We start from the raw sequence: 16173 nt of genomic DNA on the forward strand, positions 1-16173 counted from the left end.
GTATTATGTCAAAGAAATTTCACCTTATTCTCTTTTTTGTGTCCATAATTTTAGTGTTGGCATTTTTTATGTCGACCGGAATTACTGCACAGACAGGAAACGACAAAAACGGCAATAAAAACGGGACTCCGGGTGCAGCGAATGAGAAATTATTTCAAACAGAGATAAACTCACATTTGAGGAAACAGGAATTTCTGCAAGCCGGGAAATTACTCGACTCACTAAGAGAGTTTTATTTCAGGACCTTTGAATTCAGAAAAGCGGTTGAAACGGGGAAGATAACTCTTTCATTGAGTGACAAAATCAACGACAAAGCTCTGGTGGCATCTTCATACAATACCACAGGCCTCTCCTACTGGCGTCTTGGTGATTTGGATTCTGCACTTGTTTTTTTAAATGAAGGATTGAAAATCCGTCTGACACTTACTGATTCTGCAGCTCTCGGGAGATCGTATAATAATATCGGACTTGTTTACTGGAGAAAAGGGGAAACGGAACTTTCGTACAGAAATTACCTGAGAGCCCTTGAAATCAGGGAGAAGTGCGGCGATATTCAAGGATATATCCTTAGTCTCAATAACATTGCACTTATATATCAGCGGCTAAAATATTTTGAACTTGCTGCTGCAAACATTAACAGAGCTCTGACCCTAGCGGACTCCATTAATTTCGAACAGGGGAGGACCTATTCCTTACGCCGGCTGGGGAGTCTTTCCGTTGCGCAAAAAGACTTTGTAAAAGCAAAAAAATATGCGGAAGAAGTGGTTACCCTCTTTAACAAAAAAGGTGAAAAAGCCGGTCTGGCTCAGATTTACAACGATCTGGGGATTATTGAAGAAAATACCGGCAACCTTGTCAAAGCTGTCGACTACTTCAACCTGAGTATCAATCTTGCAAGATCTATACAGGACAAGTTCATTGAATCATTCGCTCTCCTGAATCTCGGAAGAGTCGATTTTGCACTGGGGAAAAATAAAGAGGCGTTAGAGACACTTCAAAAATCCCGAAAACTTGCTGATAACGGAAAATATTCAGTTGTACTGCGTGATGCCAATCTGCAGCTCTCAAAAGTTTATGAGAAATTGGGAAATATGAAGGAATCGCTTTCCTTCCTGAATGCCCACCTGGCATTAAAAGATTCTTTATTCAACGAATCGTCCCTAAGCAGCATTGGGGAGATGAGGATTCGGTACGAAATTGAAAAATCGGAAGAGAGACAGACTTATCTGCGGGAGCAGGTGGAAGCTCAGAACAGAGTGAATTTCTTTCTTCTTCTTCTGGTCGTTCTCACTCTCGTTGGAACCGGATCAGTCGCTTTTCTTTTGATCAGACAAAAGAAACTTGGCGTACTTCTTGAGACCAAAAACGAGGAAATGGCGCTTATTAATAACAAGCTTCAAAAGAGTAATGATGAACTGATACTGGCAAATGAAACCAAGACGAAACTTTTCTCGATAATTGCCCACGACCTTAAGACTCCTTTTGTCAGCATTTTGGGGTTTGCAGAGCTATTGAAAGAGGAGGCAATGAATATGAAAAACGAGGATGCCCTCGATTTCAGCGAAAAGATTCTTGCCTCGTCTCAAAAACTGGTGGAACTTGTAAATAATCTTGCCGGTTGGGCTCTCGTTCAAAAAGAAATGATAAGGGCGAAGCCGGTCGATTTGGATATTGAGGAGATCAGCAACAAGGTTCTCAAGGAAGCCGGTCTGAATCTTGCCTTAAAAAGTATAGAGGTAGAAACCTCATTTGAGCACCCGGCAATAGTGCATGCCGACCGTGAAATGATCGCAACCGTTATCAGGAATCTCCTTACGAATGCAGTGAAGTTTTCATACAAAGGAGGCAAAATAGTAATGAAGGGGACTGTCTCCGGCGGGAAGTACCGGCTGGTGATAAAAGACAACGGAGTAGGGATGTCTCCTGACATGATCAGCAATATTTTGTACGGAAGCGGCATGATCTCCACGACAGGGACTGCAAATGAGAAAGGAACGGGACTCGGTCTTTCTGTAAGTCGCGAATTTATGAGAGAGAATGACGGGGTTCTGAATATTTCAAGCGAACCGGGAAACGGTAGTGAATTTTTGATCGAACTGCCAATCGTCAAAAAATAAGAATAAACCGGTTTTTCAGTTATTAGCAAAAAAAGAGGCTGCTCCGAAAAAGGGCAGCCTCTTTAATTTTATTCCACAGGTCAGGTTAAAGGATTATTTCCCTTTCTTCTCAACCCTGTCGAAAATCTTTTCCATTTCGGCGACCAGAAGATCGAAGCGTTTGAAAGCTGCTTTATATGGATCTGATGTTGTCATATCCACCCCTGCTTTTTGCAGAAGTTTGATCGAATAGTCACTGTTTCCTGATCTTAACATTCCAAGATATTTATCAACCGCTCCGGCCTGTCCCGTCAGAATATTCTGTGAGAGAGCCATTGATGAGATAATTCCTGTACTGTACTGGAAGACATAGAAATTATAGAAGAAGTGAGGTATTTTACTCCATTCAACTTCGATATAATCGTCAACCAGAGTAACACCCTTGTCGTGTCCGTAGTAGGTTCTTGTAAGGTCGAGATATTTTTTATTCAGCCAGTCGGCAGTAAGGGTTTTGCCCTCTTCAACTCTCTGATGCATGGCGAGTTCAAATTCAGCGAACAACGCCTGGCGATAGATGGTTTGTCTTGCTCTCTCGAGGAACTGATCGATGATGAAAAGTTTCAGGTTGTCGTCAGTTTCATTTTTAAGAAGGAAGTCCATCAGGAGATTCTCGTTGAAAGTCGAGGCTATCTCTGCGAGGAAAGTTGTATAATTTGAAGTGGCGTAAGGCTGATTCTTGTTAGTAAGCCATGAGTGCATTGCATGTCCAAGCTCATGAGTAAGAGTTGAAAGGTTGCTGTACTCGCCGTCATAATTCATTTTGATGTAGGGGTGGATATCATAAATGGCATCCGAGTAGGCACCGCTTTCCTTATCCTTGTTGGGATATACATCTATCCAGCCATTGTTGAAAGCCTGTGTAAGACCATCTTTATATTCTGATCCCAAAACTCCAAGGGAGTTAAGAACGATTTTTTTAGCTTCGTCGTATGTGTAGAGTTTATCGACACTCTTAACTGAGGAAGCCCACAGGTCTTCATATTTAAGGGTTTTCAGTCCGAGCATTTTTTGCTTCAACTGAAGATATTTATGAAGTGAAGGCAGATTTGCATTCACTTCTTTGATCAACTGATAGTAAACAGTTGTATCGATGTTATCCTGGAAAAGGCGTGCCTGCAGGCAGGAGTTGAATTTTCTTGCTCTGGTATTAAAAAGATCGATCTTCATTCCGCCGTCAAACAGAGTGGCGAGAGTGTTTTCATATTTTTTATGATTTTTCCAGTAGCTCCTGAATGCGAGTGATCTGTCTTCGGGATTTTTAGCCGTGCGGTACTTGTAGTAGTTGGCGTAGTTCAGTTCCACTTTTTTTCCGTCGGAGAATGTTACCTCGGGAGCCGGAATGTCCACATCATTAAGAATTGTGGCAGCTTCAGAAATATTCGAAGAGTAGATACCGGTTAAGGAGAGGAGTTGCTCTTCAGCCAAAGGAAGCATATGTTTTTTAGATCTCAAGAGTTCTTCCACTCCAAACTTCCAAGGAGCAAGTTTCGCTTCCTCCTTGAAGTAACCCATCAGTTTCTTGTCATCCATTTTCAGCAGATCATCGTTCATGAAATTCAACTGCATGGAAGCATCGACATAAATCGATTGAATTTCACCCTTCATCTGATTGAAGGTGCTGTTTGACATTTCCATGTCATACTGTCTGCGGGCGTAGCTGTAGAGGTGATAAAGTTTCAGCTTGAGTTGATCGGCAACTTTGAACATTTCGAGCATGTTTGATGCTGAAGAAGTCCATGTTGGAGCATTGGATTTTATCTTTGCAAGAAGTTTGGTTACTTCTGCTTTATCAGCGTTCCAAAGGTCGTAATTGGCATAGATATCAGATACTTTCCATTTAAATTCATTGGGCACCTGATCCCGGGGCGTTGTCGAGTAGTCGGGTATTTTGCCTTCCTGTGCGGAAGCAACAAAAGAGAACGAACCGACAAGAAGAGTTGAAATTAAAATATTTCTTAATTTCATATATATTTCTCCGCGTGTGTTGTTGTTAGAGTAGTGGTTTTTATAACAAAATTTATAAACCGATATGAAAAATAACAATTTAATGAATAACAGCGTGTAGAAACGGTTTCCAATTTTGGAGAGGTCAAAATAAAATGAACTTGCATCAAATAGTCAAAATACATTATCTTGGTGCCATGAATTTGAAAAATACAGAAAAAAGCGTATCAACAGTTGCAAAAGCCGTCCGGGCAAATTGGTGGTGGTGGCACCTCTCCCAATGAGTACCCGGTGATATGTCTTTTTTGATCCCTGCGTAAAGGGATAAACAATTAAAAAGCCCTTCTTTCACCGAGAAGGGCTTTTTTTATGTCCAAACCATCAATCAATGAGTAATAAATGAATTTTGAACAATTTTTGAGTTTGTCAGAAAAATACAATTACATCCCTGTTTATGAGAAAATAACTGCGGATTTGTTTACCCCTGTTATAGCTTATTTAAAGTTACGGAAAGCGGGGAAACAGAGTTTTCTTTTGGAAACGGTTGAGGGGAAAGAGAGTCTTGGGAGATATTCCTTTATCGGGATTGACCCCCTGAAGATCATCTCAAACAAAGGGATGTCGCTCACAATATCAAAGGGAGGTCTTGAAGAAACGGGAGAGCAGAACATCTTCGACTACCTCAAGGATGAACTGCACACGCGGAATCACCCGGCACTTGAGGAGCTTCCTTCTTTCACGGGTGGAACGGTGGGTTATCTCGCTTATGAAAATATCGCTTTGATCGAGAAAAAGCTGAAATTTGATTCCGGTGATGATGATATCTGCGATTCCATTCTCGGGGTTTATGATACGGTGCTTGCTTTCGATCATTATAAACATCAACTAATTATCATAACCAATGTGGAAATCAAAAAGGGGGATGACCCTGAAGTTCTGTACTCCGGTGCGAAAAAGAAAATCAGGGAATTGAGGAAAACTCTCTCTGTACCTCTTTCATTCGAATCTGATTTCACATTTGACAGGAATGTGGAAGAGAGTCTTAGTGACGAAGTGTTCTGTGAACTGGTTGAGGCGAGCAAACAGAATATTGTAAACGGGGATGTTTTCCAGATAGTCCTCTCGAAGAGATTCACTGCAGGGTATGAGGGGGATCTGTTCAATGTTTACAGGGCTTTAAGGATCATCAATCCCTCTCCTTACATGTATTTTCTCGAATTTGAGAACGGACTTACAATCATCGGCACCTCACCTGAAAATCTTGTAAAAGTGAAAGACGGAATTGTGGAAGTGATGCCGATAGCAGGAACAAGGAAGCGGGGTGCAACTCCCGAAGCCGATAAAAAGCTCGAGGAAGACCTGATGAACGACCCGAAGGAAATAGCCGAACATGTAATGCTTGTTGATCTCGGACGAAACGATGTGGGGCGGGTTGCTGAATATGGTTCCGTGGAAGTAACGGAAAAAATGAAAATACACCGTTTTTCGCATGTAATGCACATTGTTTCAAAGGTTCAGGGAAAGTTGAGAAGCGACAAGGATTGCATAGATGCGCTGAAATCATGCTTCCCTGCGGGAACTGTGACAGGCGCACCCAAGATCAGGGCGATGGAACTGATTTCAGGATACGAAAAGCTTCAGAGGAATGTATATGCCGGAGCCGTTGGATACATCGATTTCTCAGGGAATCTTGATGTCTGCATTGCAATCCGGACACTTTTTGCGAAGGATCAAAAAATTCACTGGCAGGCGGGTGCAGGAATCGTCGCTGACAGTCAACCGAGGCTTGAGGCAAAGGAAATAAAAAACAAATCGGCAGTTTTACGAAACGCATTGGAACATGCAGAGGTGATAGATGAAAATATTGGTGATTGACAATTACGATTCGTTCACATACAATCTGGTTCAGCTTGTTGGCAGGTTCACGAATAACATTGTGATAAAAAGAAATGATGAGACCACAGTCGAAGAGATCCGTGAGATGAATCCCGACAGGATTTTGATATCCCCGGGACCCGGCAGACCCGAAGAATCGGGAGTCTCTCCCTTGGTAATATCGGAACTGGGAAAAACGATCCCTGTTCTCGGTGTCTGTCTTGGACATCAGGCAATAGGAATTTCCTTTGGAAGTGAAGTGGTGCATGCTCCTGTTCTCATGCACGGCAAAACTTCGCAGATAACACACGATGCAAAAGGGATATTTGCTGGTGTTGAGCAGGAGTTTACAGCCACGAGATATCATTCATTGATTATCGACAAGGAATCGCTCGGTACTGATCTGGAGGTGACCGCCACTTCCGAGGATGGAGTCATTATGGGAGTAAGGCACAGGGAATATCCGATTGAAGGAATTCAATTCCATCCTGAATCGATACTCACCCTTGCAGGTGAAAAACTGTTAAAAAACTGGATTGAAGCACGATGAAAACATATATTGAAAAAATGCTCGAGAGGGAACACCTCTCATTTGACGAAGCCTTTTTCGTAATGGATACCATTATGTCGGGCGAAGTGAACAACTCACAACTCGCTGCACTTCTGATTGCACTTAAAGGCAAGGGCGAAACTGCCGCTGAAATCGCAGGATTCGCAAAGGCAATGCGGGGTAAGAGCGTAAAGGTTGAGACTGGTCGAACCGATTTGATTGATGTCTGTGGCACCGGAGGTGATGATTCGGGAACATTCAATATCTCAACTGCCGCTGCATTTGTGGTTGCAGGAGCCGGGATTGGAGTGGCAAAGCACGGTAACAAATCAATCTCGAGCAGATCAGGAAGTGCAGATGTTCTAACTGAGCTGGGGATAAAGATTGACCTCACGCCTGATCAGACAAAAGAGGCTCTGAATGAAATCGGTATCGGGTTCCTTTTTGCGCCACATTATCATCCGGCTATGAAATATGCAGCACTTGTTCGAAAGGAACTCGGAATGAAAACAGCTTTCAATCTGCTCGGACCCCTCACCAATCCGGCAGGTACGAAAAAACAGTTGATCGGAGTTTACAACAACAAGTCGGCAGCGCTTATGGCTGAAGCCGCGGGTTACCTCGAGATGGAAAGGGTATGCTTTATTTGTACCGGTGACAGGCGGGATGAAATCACGCTTGATGAGCCAACTCTCGTGAACGAGTATAGAAATGGTTCAGGGGTGAACTCTTATGAACTGACAGCCGGCGGACTGGGTTACCCTGCCGTGAAAATTGAAGAATTACTCGGTGATTCACCTGAATACAATGCAAAACTGATATTCAATCTTCTTAAGAATCCTGAGAGGGACGGGAAGTTTTTTGTGGTGGCAGCGAATTCCGCTCTTGCACTTTACTGTGCCGGTGTTTCGGATGACATAAAAACATGTCTTGAAGTTGCAGAAGATTCGATTCTGACCGGAAAAGCTTTTCAAAAAATGGAAGAACTGCGGAAATTCGGGGAGGACCTTTGATGAACATTCTTGAAAAAATAATCGCAGTAAAAAGAGATGAGGTCGCACTTCTAAAAAAGGAGATCAGAGTAAGGGAATATGATGAACTTGATCTTTTTTACAAGCCGGTCATAAGTCTGATTGAGACCATAAGAAGCACAAAAGATATCTCGATAATTGCTGAAATAAAAAAGGCAAGTCCTTCAAAAGGAGTGATAATTGAAGATTTTGATCATCTAAATATCGGAAAAGTCTATCTCGAAAACGGGGCTGATGCCATTTCCATTCTTACGGATGAAAAGTTTTTCCAAGGGAACATAAATTATCTCGCGGATATCGCCCGGATAAAAACAAAACCTCTTCTCCGCAAAGATTTTATCATCGACGAGATACAGATACTTCAGGCGAAGGAAAACGGTGCCGACGCAATTCTGTTGATCTGTGAAGCCCTGAGTAAAGCGGAGGTAAGGAAACTGACTCTGACCGCTCAATCGATGGGGCTGGAGGTGCTGCTGGAACTTCACTCTGTGAAACAACTTGACAAAATTGACTCAGCAATTCACCCGCTTGTTGGAGTGAATAACAGAGACCTTGAAACCTTTAAGGTTGATCTTAAAATAACAGAAGAGATTAGAAAAATGATTCCTGATGATATCCTCCTTGTATCCGAGAGCGGAATAAACACTGCAGATGATGTTAAAATGATCAGGGATTCGGGATGTGATGCCATCCTTGTGGGTGAACACTTTATGAGGAGCAAATCAATTGCAGAAAGCCTAAATGAAATGAAAGCATGGTGCCGAAGATGATTGTTAAGGTCTGTGGAATAACAAATCTCGAAGATGCCATCCTTTGTGCAGATGCAGGAGCGGACATTCTGGGGTTTATATTTTACGAAAAGAGCAAGAGATATATTACTCCGGAGAACGCTGCTGAAATTGTCAAAAATTTACCCGCAGCAATGAGAAAAGCAGGTGTGTTTGTGAATCCAGATGCAGACAAAATAAACGAAATAATTTCAAAAGCAGGGATTGGCACAGTACAGCTTCACGGAGACGAGCCACCTGCTTTACTTGACAGTATCAGCGGTAATAAAATAAAAGCTTTCCGGGTAGGTGAAGGTTTCGATTTTGACATTGTCAGGGATTATGAGTCTGCAATTCCACTTTTTGATTCATTCTCTGACGGGGAATATGGCGGCACGGGCATGAAATTCAACTGGGGAATGATTCCGCGGGAATTGAGCGGGAGATATTTCCTCTCGGGCGGCATCTCAATCGGGAACATTGAAGAAGCCGTTAGTGAACTGCACCCATTTGCGGTTGATCTCTCTTCTTCACTTGAGCTTTCACCGGGTAAAAAAGACCCGCGGAAAGTAAACGAATTTTTTGAACTGTTATACAGAAAGAATTTACGATAATGACAACCATGATTTATGATTATCCCGACATAAAAGGGAAATTTGGTAAGTACGGCGGAAAATTTGTGCCTGAAACCCTTACCTCGGCACTGATTGAGCTTGAGGAAGTTTACAACAGGATGAAGGATGACACCACTTTTATCGCCGAGTTCATCGATCTTGAAAGAACCTACAATTCGAGACCCACCCCTCTTACATATGCAGAGAGGCTGACAAATCACTACGGGAAAGCAAAAATTTACCTGAAAAGGGAAGACCTGAACCATACGGGAGCCCACAAAATAAACAATGCACTCGGACAGGTTTTGCTTGCACAAAAGCTCGGGAAAAAGAGGATAATTGCAGAGACGGGGGCGGGTCAGCACGGGGTGGCAGTTGCAACTGTCTGTGCTAAATTCGGGCTTCAATGCGTGGTTTACATGGGTGAAGTTGATGTTGCACGGCAAAAACCAAATGTTTTCAGAATGAAACTTCTTGGTGCGGAAGTGGTGCCTGTAACATCGGGAAGCCGCACGCTTAAAGATGCGACCAACGAAGCAATCCGCGACTGGGTAACCAATGTGAAGGATACTCATTATATTATTGGTTCAGTCGTTGGTCCTCATCCTTATCCGATGATAGTTCGCGATTTTCAGTCGGTAATAGGCAAGGAAACGAAAGAACAAATCTACGGCATCGAGCGGAAGCTGCCTGATTATATTGTTGCATGTGTTGGCGGAGGAAGCAATGCCATCGGAATGTTCCATCCTTTCATCAATAACAAGGGGGTGAATCTTATTGGTGTGGAGGCTGCGGGCTACGGAATTGATACGGATAAACATTGCGCATCCCTTACTCTCGGACAGGCAGGTGTTTTTCAGGGGATGCTTACATATCTGCTGCAGGATAAAAACGGGCAGGTGGCGGAAGTTCACTCCATTTCTGCGGGGCTGGATTACCCCGGAGTTGGACCAGAACACAGTTTCCTGAAGGACATGGAAAGAGTAAAATACTATTCGGTTACAGATAGCGAAGCTCTCTCTGCCACCGGGTTGCTGGCAAAATTCGAAGGGATTATACCGGCTTTGGAATCGGCACATGCTGTTGCATACCTTGATTATTTGATGCCTGAAACAAACAAGGGTGAAATTGTTGTTGTGAATGTTTCGGGTAGAGGGGACAAGGACCTTGAGACGATAATGAGTAGCGAATTAGCGAAGTAACGGAGTTATTAATTAAGATTGGAATGAGATGTCGAAGATTAGAAATAAAATTGAAGAAGTAAACAACAGAAACGAGAAAGCTTTGTCAGTCTTTTTAACGGCGGGGTTCCCGGTTGGGTTGGATTTTGTTGATCTTGCCGTGAGGGTGCTTGATGCCGGCGCTGATATGCTGGAAATCGGGATTCCTTTCAGTGATCCGCTTGCAGACGGATCTGTGATTCAGCAGTCCTCTCAGGCGGTTTTGGAGCAGGGGATGACTCTGGAAAGAGTTTTGGGATTTACGAAGGAGATTCGCGAGAGGACTGATAAACCCTTGATACTTATGGGTTATGCAAATCCTGTTTATTTTTATGGTGTTGATTCGTTTTTGAGAGATGCGGAATCTGCAGGTGCCGATGGTCTGATAATCCCGGATGTTCCGCTCGATGAGTATGATTCATTCTTCGGAGTGGGAGCAGTCCCTCTTGATACGATACTTCTCACTACGCCCGAGACTTCCTCCGCAAGAATCGCGGACATAGACCGGAAAAGCAGCGGGTTTGTTTATTGTGTCAGTGTGTCCGGGACAACAGGTGTGAGAAACGGATTTTCTGTTGAGGAACTGGCATCACTGAAGCGAACCAGGGAGTTGATCCACAATAATAAAATGCTGACAGGATTCGGCATTTCGTCACCTGAGAATGTGAAGCAGGTTGTTCCTTATTGTGACGGAGTAATTGTTGGAAGTGCAGTTATTCGTTCGTTACGATTGTCAGGAACGGATGCGACCCTCGAGTTGGTCGGGCAATTGAAAAGAAGTTGTTCTTATTAAACAGTTTCAGGCTTTTCAAAAGGGAGTGTTACGGTAAATTTCGAACCTTTATGCTCCTGGCTTTCCACGGTGATTTCACCGCCAAGTTTTGAGACAAAGTCATGAGTAATATTCAGACCGAGTCCTGTACCTTTCTCGTTTGAAGTTCCTTTTCGACTGTGGATGTTTTCGGGCGACAAGAGTCCGGGCAGCAATTCCTTTGGAATTCCAATACCGGTATCCTCGACAGAGAGAGATATTGAATCACTGTTTTTTATAAGTGAAACAGTAATTTTCCCTCCCTTTCGGGTAAATTTGATAGCGTTACTGATCAGGTTTCTTAGAATTGATCTCATTATGTTGGCATCGGTGGTCATATTGACCACTTCATCAGATACAACATTCAGTACCAGTCCTTTTTTGGAGAGTTGTGGACTAAAAAGTCGCTGAACCTCCTCGATAATGGCGTTCAAATTTACATCCTCATGAGCAGGCTCCACACCTCCGATTTGCAACCTTGACCATTCAAGTAATCCGTCAACAAGAGAGACTGTGTTTCGTGATGCAGCCAGTATTTTTTCGGTATATGATTTTATTACTGCTTTGTCCATATCGTTGGCTTCTTCATCGAGAATTTCCGAGAACCCAAGGATCGACATAAACGGACTGCGGAGATCGTGCGAGATAATGGAAAATATTCTGTCTTTGGTTTTATTGAGTCTGTCGAGTTCCTTTGTACGCTCCTGGACTTCAACTTCCAGATTCTCCAGCAGGACCTTCAGTTTCTCCTCTGATTCCCTAAGCGCTTTTGTTCTTTCTGAAACCATCGATTCCAGCCGTACCTGCTCTTTGCTCGCAATGTAATACTTGTTAATCAAAACAGCAGAGCCGGCAACGACAAAAAGGGCAAGAAGAATGAACCACAACTTAAAGTAAAATGGCCGCCCAATAACAATAGTCGCAGAGTATACCGGTTGACTCCACTCGCTGAACCGGTTCTTTGCCATTACAACGAGCCGGTAGGATCCTGAGGGGAGATTGGAATAGCGGATATTAAACAATTGTGATTGGTTAATTGTATAAAAATCCTTGTCGAATCCCTCAAGTTTGATTTTATACTCGATGCTTGATTCACTAATATAAGAGATGCCCCGAAACGAAAAGATAAGCGAGTTGTCAGTATGGGGAATCACTGCATTTTTATAAAGGCTGAACTGTTCTCCCGAACTTGTTTCAACATTGAGGAGAAAAACACCCGGTGGTGACACTTTGTTTGTTTTGCTGCCGATTCTGTACGCTGAAAGACCTGTATTTGTACCGATCCAGAAAACATTTTTTGAGTCAATTACGGCGGCCGATCGATTCATCTCATAACCGGCGAGCCCGTCCTCGGTTGAGTAGTTATAGACGGTATTTTTGCCGTCCCATCTTGTTAAACCATCGATTGTACCAAACCAGTAACTTCCATCGTTGCTCTTAATGGTGAAGTAGATGCTTTTGGAAATGGAGAACCCGTTTTTTGAGAATTTTTTTAGTTTGTTGTTCTCCAGTGTAAAGAGACCGGACTCGGTTCCCACAAAAAATGTACCGTCATCATCTTTAAAAAGGGAGAATACATTCGCATTAAAAACCGATTGATTAGGGATTAGGCTTACAATTTTATCATCAGCAAGTTTGTAGACTCCGTTGATACCTGCAAGAAAGATATCACCATCGAACCGGAAGAGTTTCCTGAAATTACGGTCTTTTGGGGCGGGGTCAATTTCTTCCAATTTTGAATTTGAATACTTAAACAACCCGTTGTTGGTGGCAACTAAAAGGCCGTATTTTTTATCGTATAGAACGGATGTGACGGAAAAAACTGATGGTACAACTATTGCCTGGGAGCCATTCGGGTCTATTTTTACCAGTCCGTAATATCCGGCTGCGCCCCAGATTTCACCTTTATCGTCAACTGCAAAATCGAGCAACCTGGAGACGATGGTCTTGGTTCCCTCAACACCCTTAAAAAAAGTGGGGATGAACTTGCCGTTTTTATAGACTGTGTATCCTGAATTGTGCCCGAAAATATAATTGCCCGGTTGGTACTCGAGGACCGCGGTCACCTCATCTTCTAGTAAGCCGGATTTTTTGGTAAAATTGGTAAAGGGATGAAAAGTAAGCTTGTCAACACCTCTTAGATCTGTAAACCAGACATTGTTTTCTTTGTCAACCAGTACAGAAGTGGCACCGTCAGAGGTCAAATCTGCATTTTTGTCGAGGGCGTAAAAGCTATTCCTGTTCCGGTCGTAAACATATTTGCTGACCTTGTTGCCATAGTAAATTTTTTCATCTTTGTCGGCGGCGATAAAATAATAGGGAAATTGCCTCATTAACTCTATTTTTGCCGGCAAATCTGTCTTCATCAGCCCGCCGTCCTGAATAATGCCAAACCAGGTCGCTGAGAGAAGATAAAAATGCGGTGACTTTCCGGAGTGGCGATGTACCGACACAGCGTATACAGGGTCCTTGATGTCGAACAAATTGCTTTGAACTTTTACCCGAAGGTTGCTGTCAAACTCGATCGATAAAAATCCGTTTCCCATGGCAACAAAAAATTTTTCCTCAAAGGAGGTCAAACCATGTATCTCAGCTGTAAGGGGTGAATTGGTCTTGTCAATTCTTTGCCACCTACCCTCGAACAGGATAAAAATTTCACTCGCGGTTACCAGGGCCACCATCGGTTTGTCTTTAATATAAATAACTTCAAAACCGGTAGTATAAGGTACCTTTTCCGAAACTTCAGGTGGTTTTGCGAACTTTTCCCATTTTTTGCCATGGTTTACAAGGATATGATGAGGTGCTGCGATAGGAGCCAGCCATACCACTCCTTTTTTGTCTACGATTATTCTTTTGAATCCGCCTTTGTTTGTTTCATCGAGCAATTCGTAGTTTGTCCATTTGTAACCGTCATAAACTGAAGCACCGTGTGATGTGGCGAACCACATTCTGCCGAGGGAATCTTGTGCGGAGTCATGAATTTTATTTGTGGAGAGCCCGCTGCCAATGTTATAGTTGGTAATATTGAAGTCACCGTGATTGCCCCCGAGGGTTGGGAGTGATGAAATCAACAGGAGGAGAAACAGACGGATGAGTAGAGTATTATTTTTGATTTTGATCAGATAAAATAAATGTTTGAAAACAACTTAAACCAAAGTAACAAATATTGTTTAAAAAGATGTAATGATTCTGTTATTTTTCTTTAAAAGAGTAATTTTAAAGTCACGATTATTCTAAATAGTCGTTACATGCGGAACGGATTACAACTCGGGAGACAGAAAGATAATGCCGGAATTTAAGTTTAAACCATTTAATGAGATGCGGGAAGAAGACTACCGCACAGTCGGATTCAAGTCAGGACTTGAAGTTCATCAACAGCTTTTAACAGAAAAAAAACTCTTTTGCAGGTGTCCTGCGGGAATGTACAGCGATCAGTACAACGCTGAGATTCTCAGGCACATGCGACCCACACTCTCCGAACTTGGTGAGTATGACGGGACTGCACTAATGGAGTTCAAGACGAGGAAAGAGATTATCTACCGGATCAGTCGTGAGACAGTCTGCACCTATGAGATGGATGACACTCCACCATTCGAGATTAATGATGAAGCCCTGGATATTGCATTCGGGCTCGGTATGCTTTACGGTTCCTCGATGGTGGATGAGGTGCATATCGCCAGGAAGCAATATCTTGACGGCAGTATTCCGACCGGATTTCAGAGGACGGCAATTGTTTGTCTCGACGGGAGGGTACCCTTCAAAGACAGGCACATACAGGTTATTCAACTCTCGATAGAGGAAGATTCGTGCCGCGAAGTAAGCGACATAGGGCATCGCCGTACTTATCTTACCGACAGACTTGGTATGCCATTGGTTGAGACGGTCACAGGTCCCGACATGAGAACCCCTCAGGAGGTTGCGGAAGTGGCGGAAATTCTAAGAAGACTTGCAAGAAGCACAGGCAAAGTTCGTTCCGGTATTGGAGCCGCCCGTCAGGATGTAAATGTGAGCGTTACCGGTGGTACAAGAATTGAAATTAAGGGGGTTCCGAGGATTCCTTTGATCCCGCTTCTTACATATAACGAGGCAATGCGGCAGTGGAACCTGCTCCGTCTCAGGGACGAACTAAACAGGAGGGGAATCACGAAAGACACCTTCGAAAGTGTCACTACAGATGTTACCCGCCTGCTCAAGAAAACGCGTTATCAGCCGATTGCAAGCGCCATTCTTACCGGGATGAAGGTTTTGTGTGTCTCACTGAAAGGGTTCAAGGGATTGCTCAGGTGGGAGACACAGACGGACACCTATTTCTCAAGAGAAATATCTGACAGAGTCAGGGTAATTTCATGCCTGACCACACTTCCAAACATCATTCATTCTGACAGTCCAAGTGAAACGATTGCAACTTCGGAATGGAACACTCTTAAAAAAGCTGTGAATGCATCTGAAGACGATACCATTGTGCTTGTTTGGGGAGATGAACAGGATGCAAAATCGGGTGCTGCGGAGATTGCAATAAGAGCAAAGGAAGCCACAATCGGGATTCCGTCAGAAACCCGGCAGGCACTCAGAGATGGAACAAATGGATTCGAAAGAATTCTACCGGGTGCCGACAGAATGTACCCCGATACCGACCTTCCGCCAAAGAAAATTACACAGGAAAGAATTGCAAGAATCAGAGCAGGACTTCCAGAACCTGTCTGGGAAAGAGAAGCGAGATACCGCAGTCTGGGTGTCCCTGCCGAACATATTGAAAAACTTGCGATGTCGCCACTGGCGGGGATTTTCGAAGATGCCATAAACAAATCAAATATCAACCCCCGTTTTGCCGCAAGAGTGTTGCTGGAGTACCCAAGAAGACTGAAGAAAGAGCATCTGCCCGTTGAAAATCTTACCGGTGAGAATTATGATTCCCTTTTCCGGCTGATGAACGAGGGGAAAGTCGTTAAAGACAGTCTCTACTTTATTTTAAGAGAATCTCTCGTCTCAGGCAGGGATATTGAATCAACAGTTCAACCCCTTTCAAACTCTGAAGAGATAAAAGCGATTGTCCTTAAACATGCCGAAAAACTGAAATCGACGAAGATCAGAAGACCCGAAAAGGCAAAAACCATCCTGATGGGGATGATCATGGAGGAACTAAGGCTTAAGGCAAGCGGAAGTGAAGTTGAAAAAGCAATGAATGAACTTGTGATGGAGGTGTAA

General features: G+C 43.4%; 11 protein-coding genes. 9 read left to right on the top strand and 2 right to left on the bottom strand.

Annotated elements, in window-relative coordinates:
- Window positions 1-5: 5 nt before the first annotated feature.
- Window positions 6-2117: a tetratricopeptide repeat-containing sensor histidine kinase gene (locus J0L60_04570; protein ID MBN8545389.1), complete on the top strand. Its 2112-nt coding sequence runs from the start codon at window positions 6-8 to the stop codon at window positions 2115-2117.
- A gap of 93 nt (window positions 2118-2210) precedes the next feature.
- Here J0L60_04570 and pepF read toward each other — a convergent pair whose 3' ends face one another.
- On the bottom strand, window positions 2211-4121 hold the full coding sequence (pepF, locus tag J0L60_04575) for an oligoendopeptidase F (GenBank protein ID MBN8545390.1): 1911 nt from the start codon (window positions 4119-4121) through the stop codon (window positions 2211-2213).
- 378 nt (window positions 4122-4499) lie between these two features.
- On the opposite strand from pepF, the gene trpE reads away from it, so the two are divergent.
- Genes trpE through trpA form a run of 7 tightly spaced genes read left to right on the top strand, consistent with a single transcriptional unit; the run spans window position 4500 to window position 10950 of the window.
- Window positions 4500-5975 (top strand): anthranilate synthase component I, encoded by a 1476-nt coding sequence (gene trpE / locus J0L60_04580; GenBank protein ID MBN8545391.1) that lies wholly within the window; start codon window positions 4500-4502, stop codon window positions 5973-5975.
- The gene (locus tag J0L60_04585; GenBank protein ID MBN8545392.1) at window positions 5956-6525 is read left to right on the top strand and encodes an aminodeoxychorismate/anthranilate synthase component II; all 570 of its coding nucleotides are present in this window, start codon (window positions 5956-5958) and stop codon (window positions 6523-6525) included. Before trpE ends, J0L60_04585 begins: the two co-directional genes overlap by 20 nt.
- Entirely contained in the window at window positions 6522-7538 is a 1017-nt protein-coding gene (gene trpD / locus J0L60_04590) for an anthranilate phosphoribosyltransferase (GenBank protein ID MBN8545393.1), read from the top strand. The genes J0L60_04585 and trpD overlap by 4 nt, the downstream gene beginning before the upstream one ends.
- A complete protein-coding gene (gene trpC, locus J0L60_04595) occupies window positions 7538-8326 on the top strand; it encodes an indole-3-glycerol phosphate synthase TrpC (protein ID MBN8545394.1) in 789 nt (262 codons plus the stop codon). The genes trpD and trpC overlap by 1 nt, the downstream gene beginning before the upstream one ends.
- Window positions 8323-8937 (top strand): phosphoribosylanthranilate isomerase, encoded by a 615-nt coding sequence (locus J0L60_04600; GenBank protein MBN8545395.1) that lies wholly within the window; start codon window positions 8323-8325, stop codon window positions 8935-8937. Before trpC ends, J0L60_04600 begins: the two co-directional genes overlap by 4 nt.
- The gene (trpB, locus tag J0L60_04605; GenBank protein MBN8545396.1) at window positions 8937-10139 is read left to right on the top strand and encodes a tryptophan synthase subunit beta; all 1203 of its coding nucleotides are present in this window, start codon (window positions 8937-8939) and stop codon (window positions 10137-10139) included. Before J0L60_04600 ends, trpB begins: the two co-directional genes overlap by 1 nt.
- 28 nt (window positions 10140-10167) lie before the next feature.
- Entirely contained in the window at window positions 10168-10950 is a 783-nt protein-coding gene (gene trpA, locus J0L60_04610) for a tryptophan synthase subunit alpha (protein MBN8545397.1), read from the top strand.
- Here trpA and J0L60_04615 read toward each other — a convergent pair.
- Window positions 10947-14039, bottom strand: coding sequence for a hypothetical protein (locus J0L60_04615; protein ID MBN8545398.1), 3093 nt, complete (start codon window positions 14037-14039; stop codon window positions 10947-10949). The genes trpA and J0L60_04615 overlap by 4 nt on opposite strands.
- A 214-nt stretch (window positions 14040-14253) precedes the next feature.
- Here J0L60_04615 and gatE point away from each other — a divergent pair, with 214 nt between their 5' ends.
- Entirely contained in the window at window positions 14254-16173 is a 1920-nt protein-coding gene (gatE, locus tag J0L60_04620; protein ID MBN8545399.1) for a Glu-tRNA(Gln) amidotransferase subunit GatE, read from the top strand.

Source organism: Ignavibacteria bacterium (genome assembly GCA_017302895.1).
Taxonomy (GTDB): domain Bacteria; phylum Bacteroidota; class Ignavibacteria; order Ignavibacteriales; family Ignavibacteriaceae; genus UTCHB3.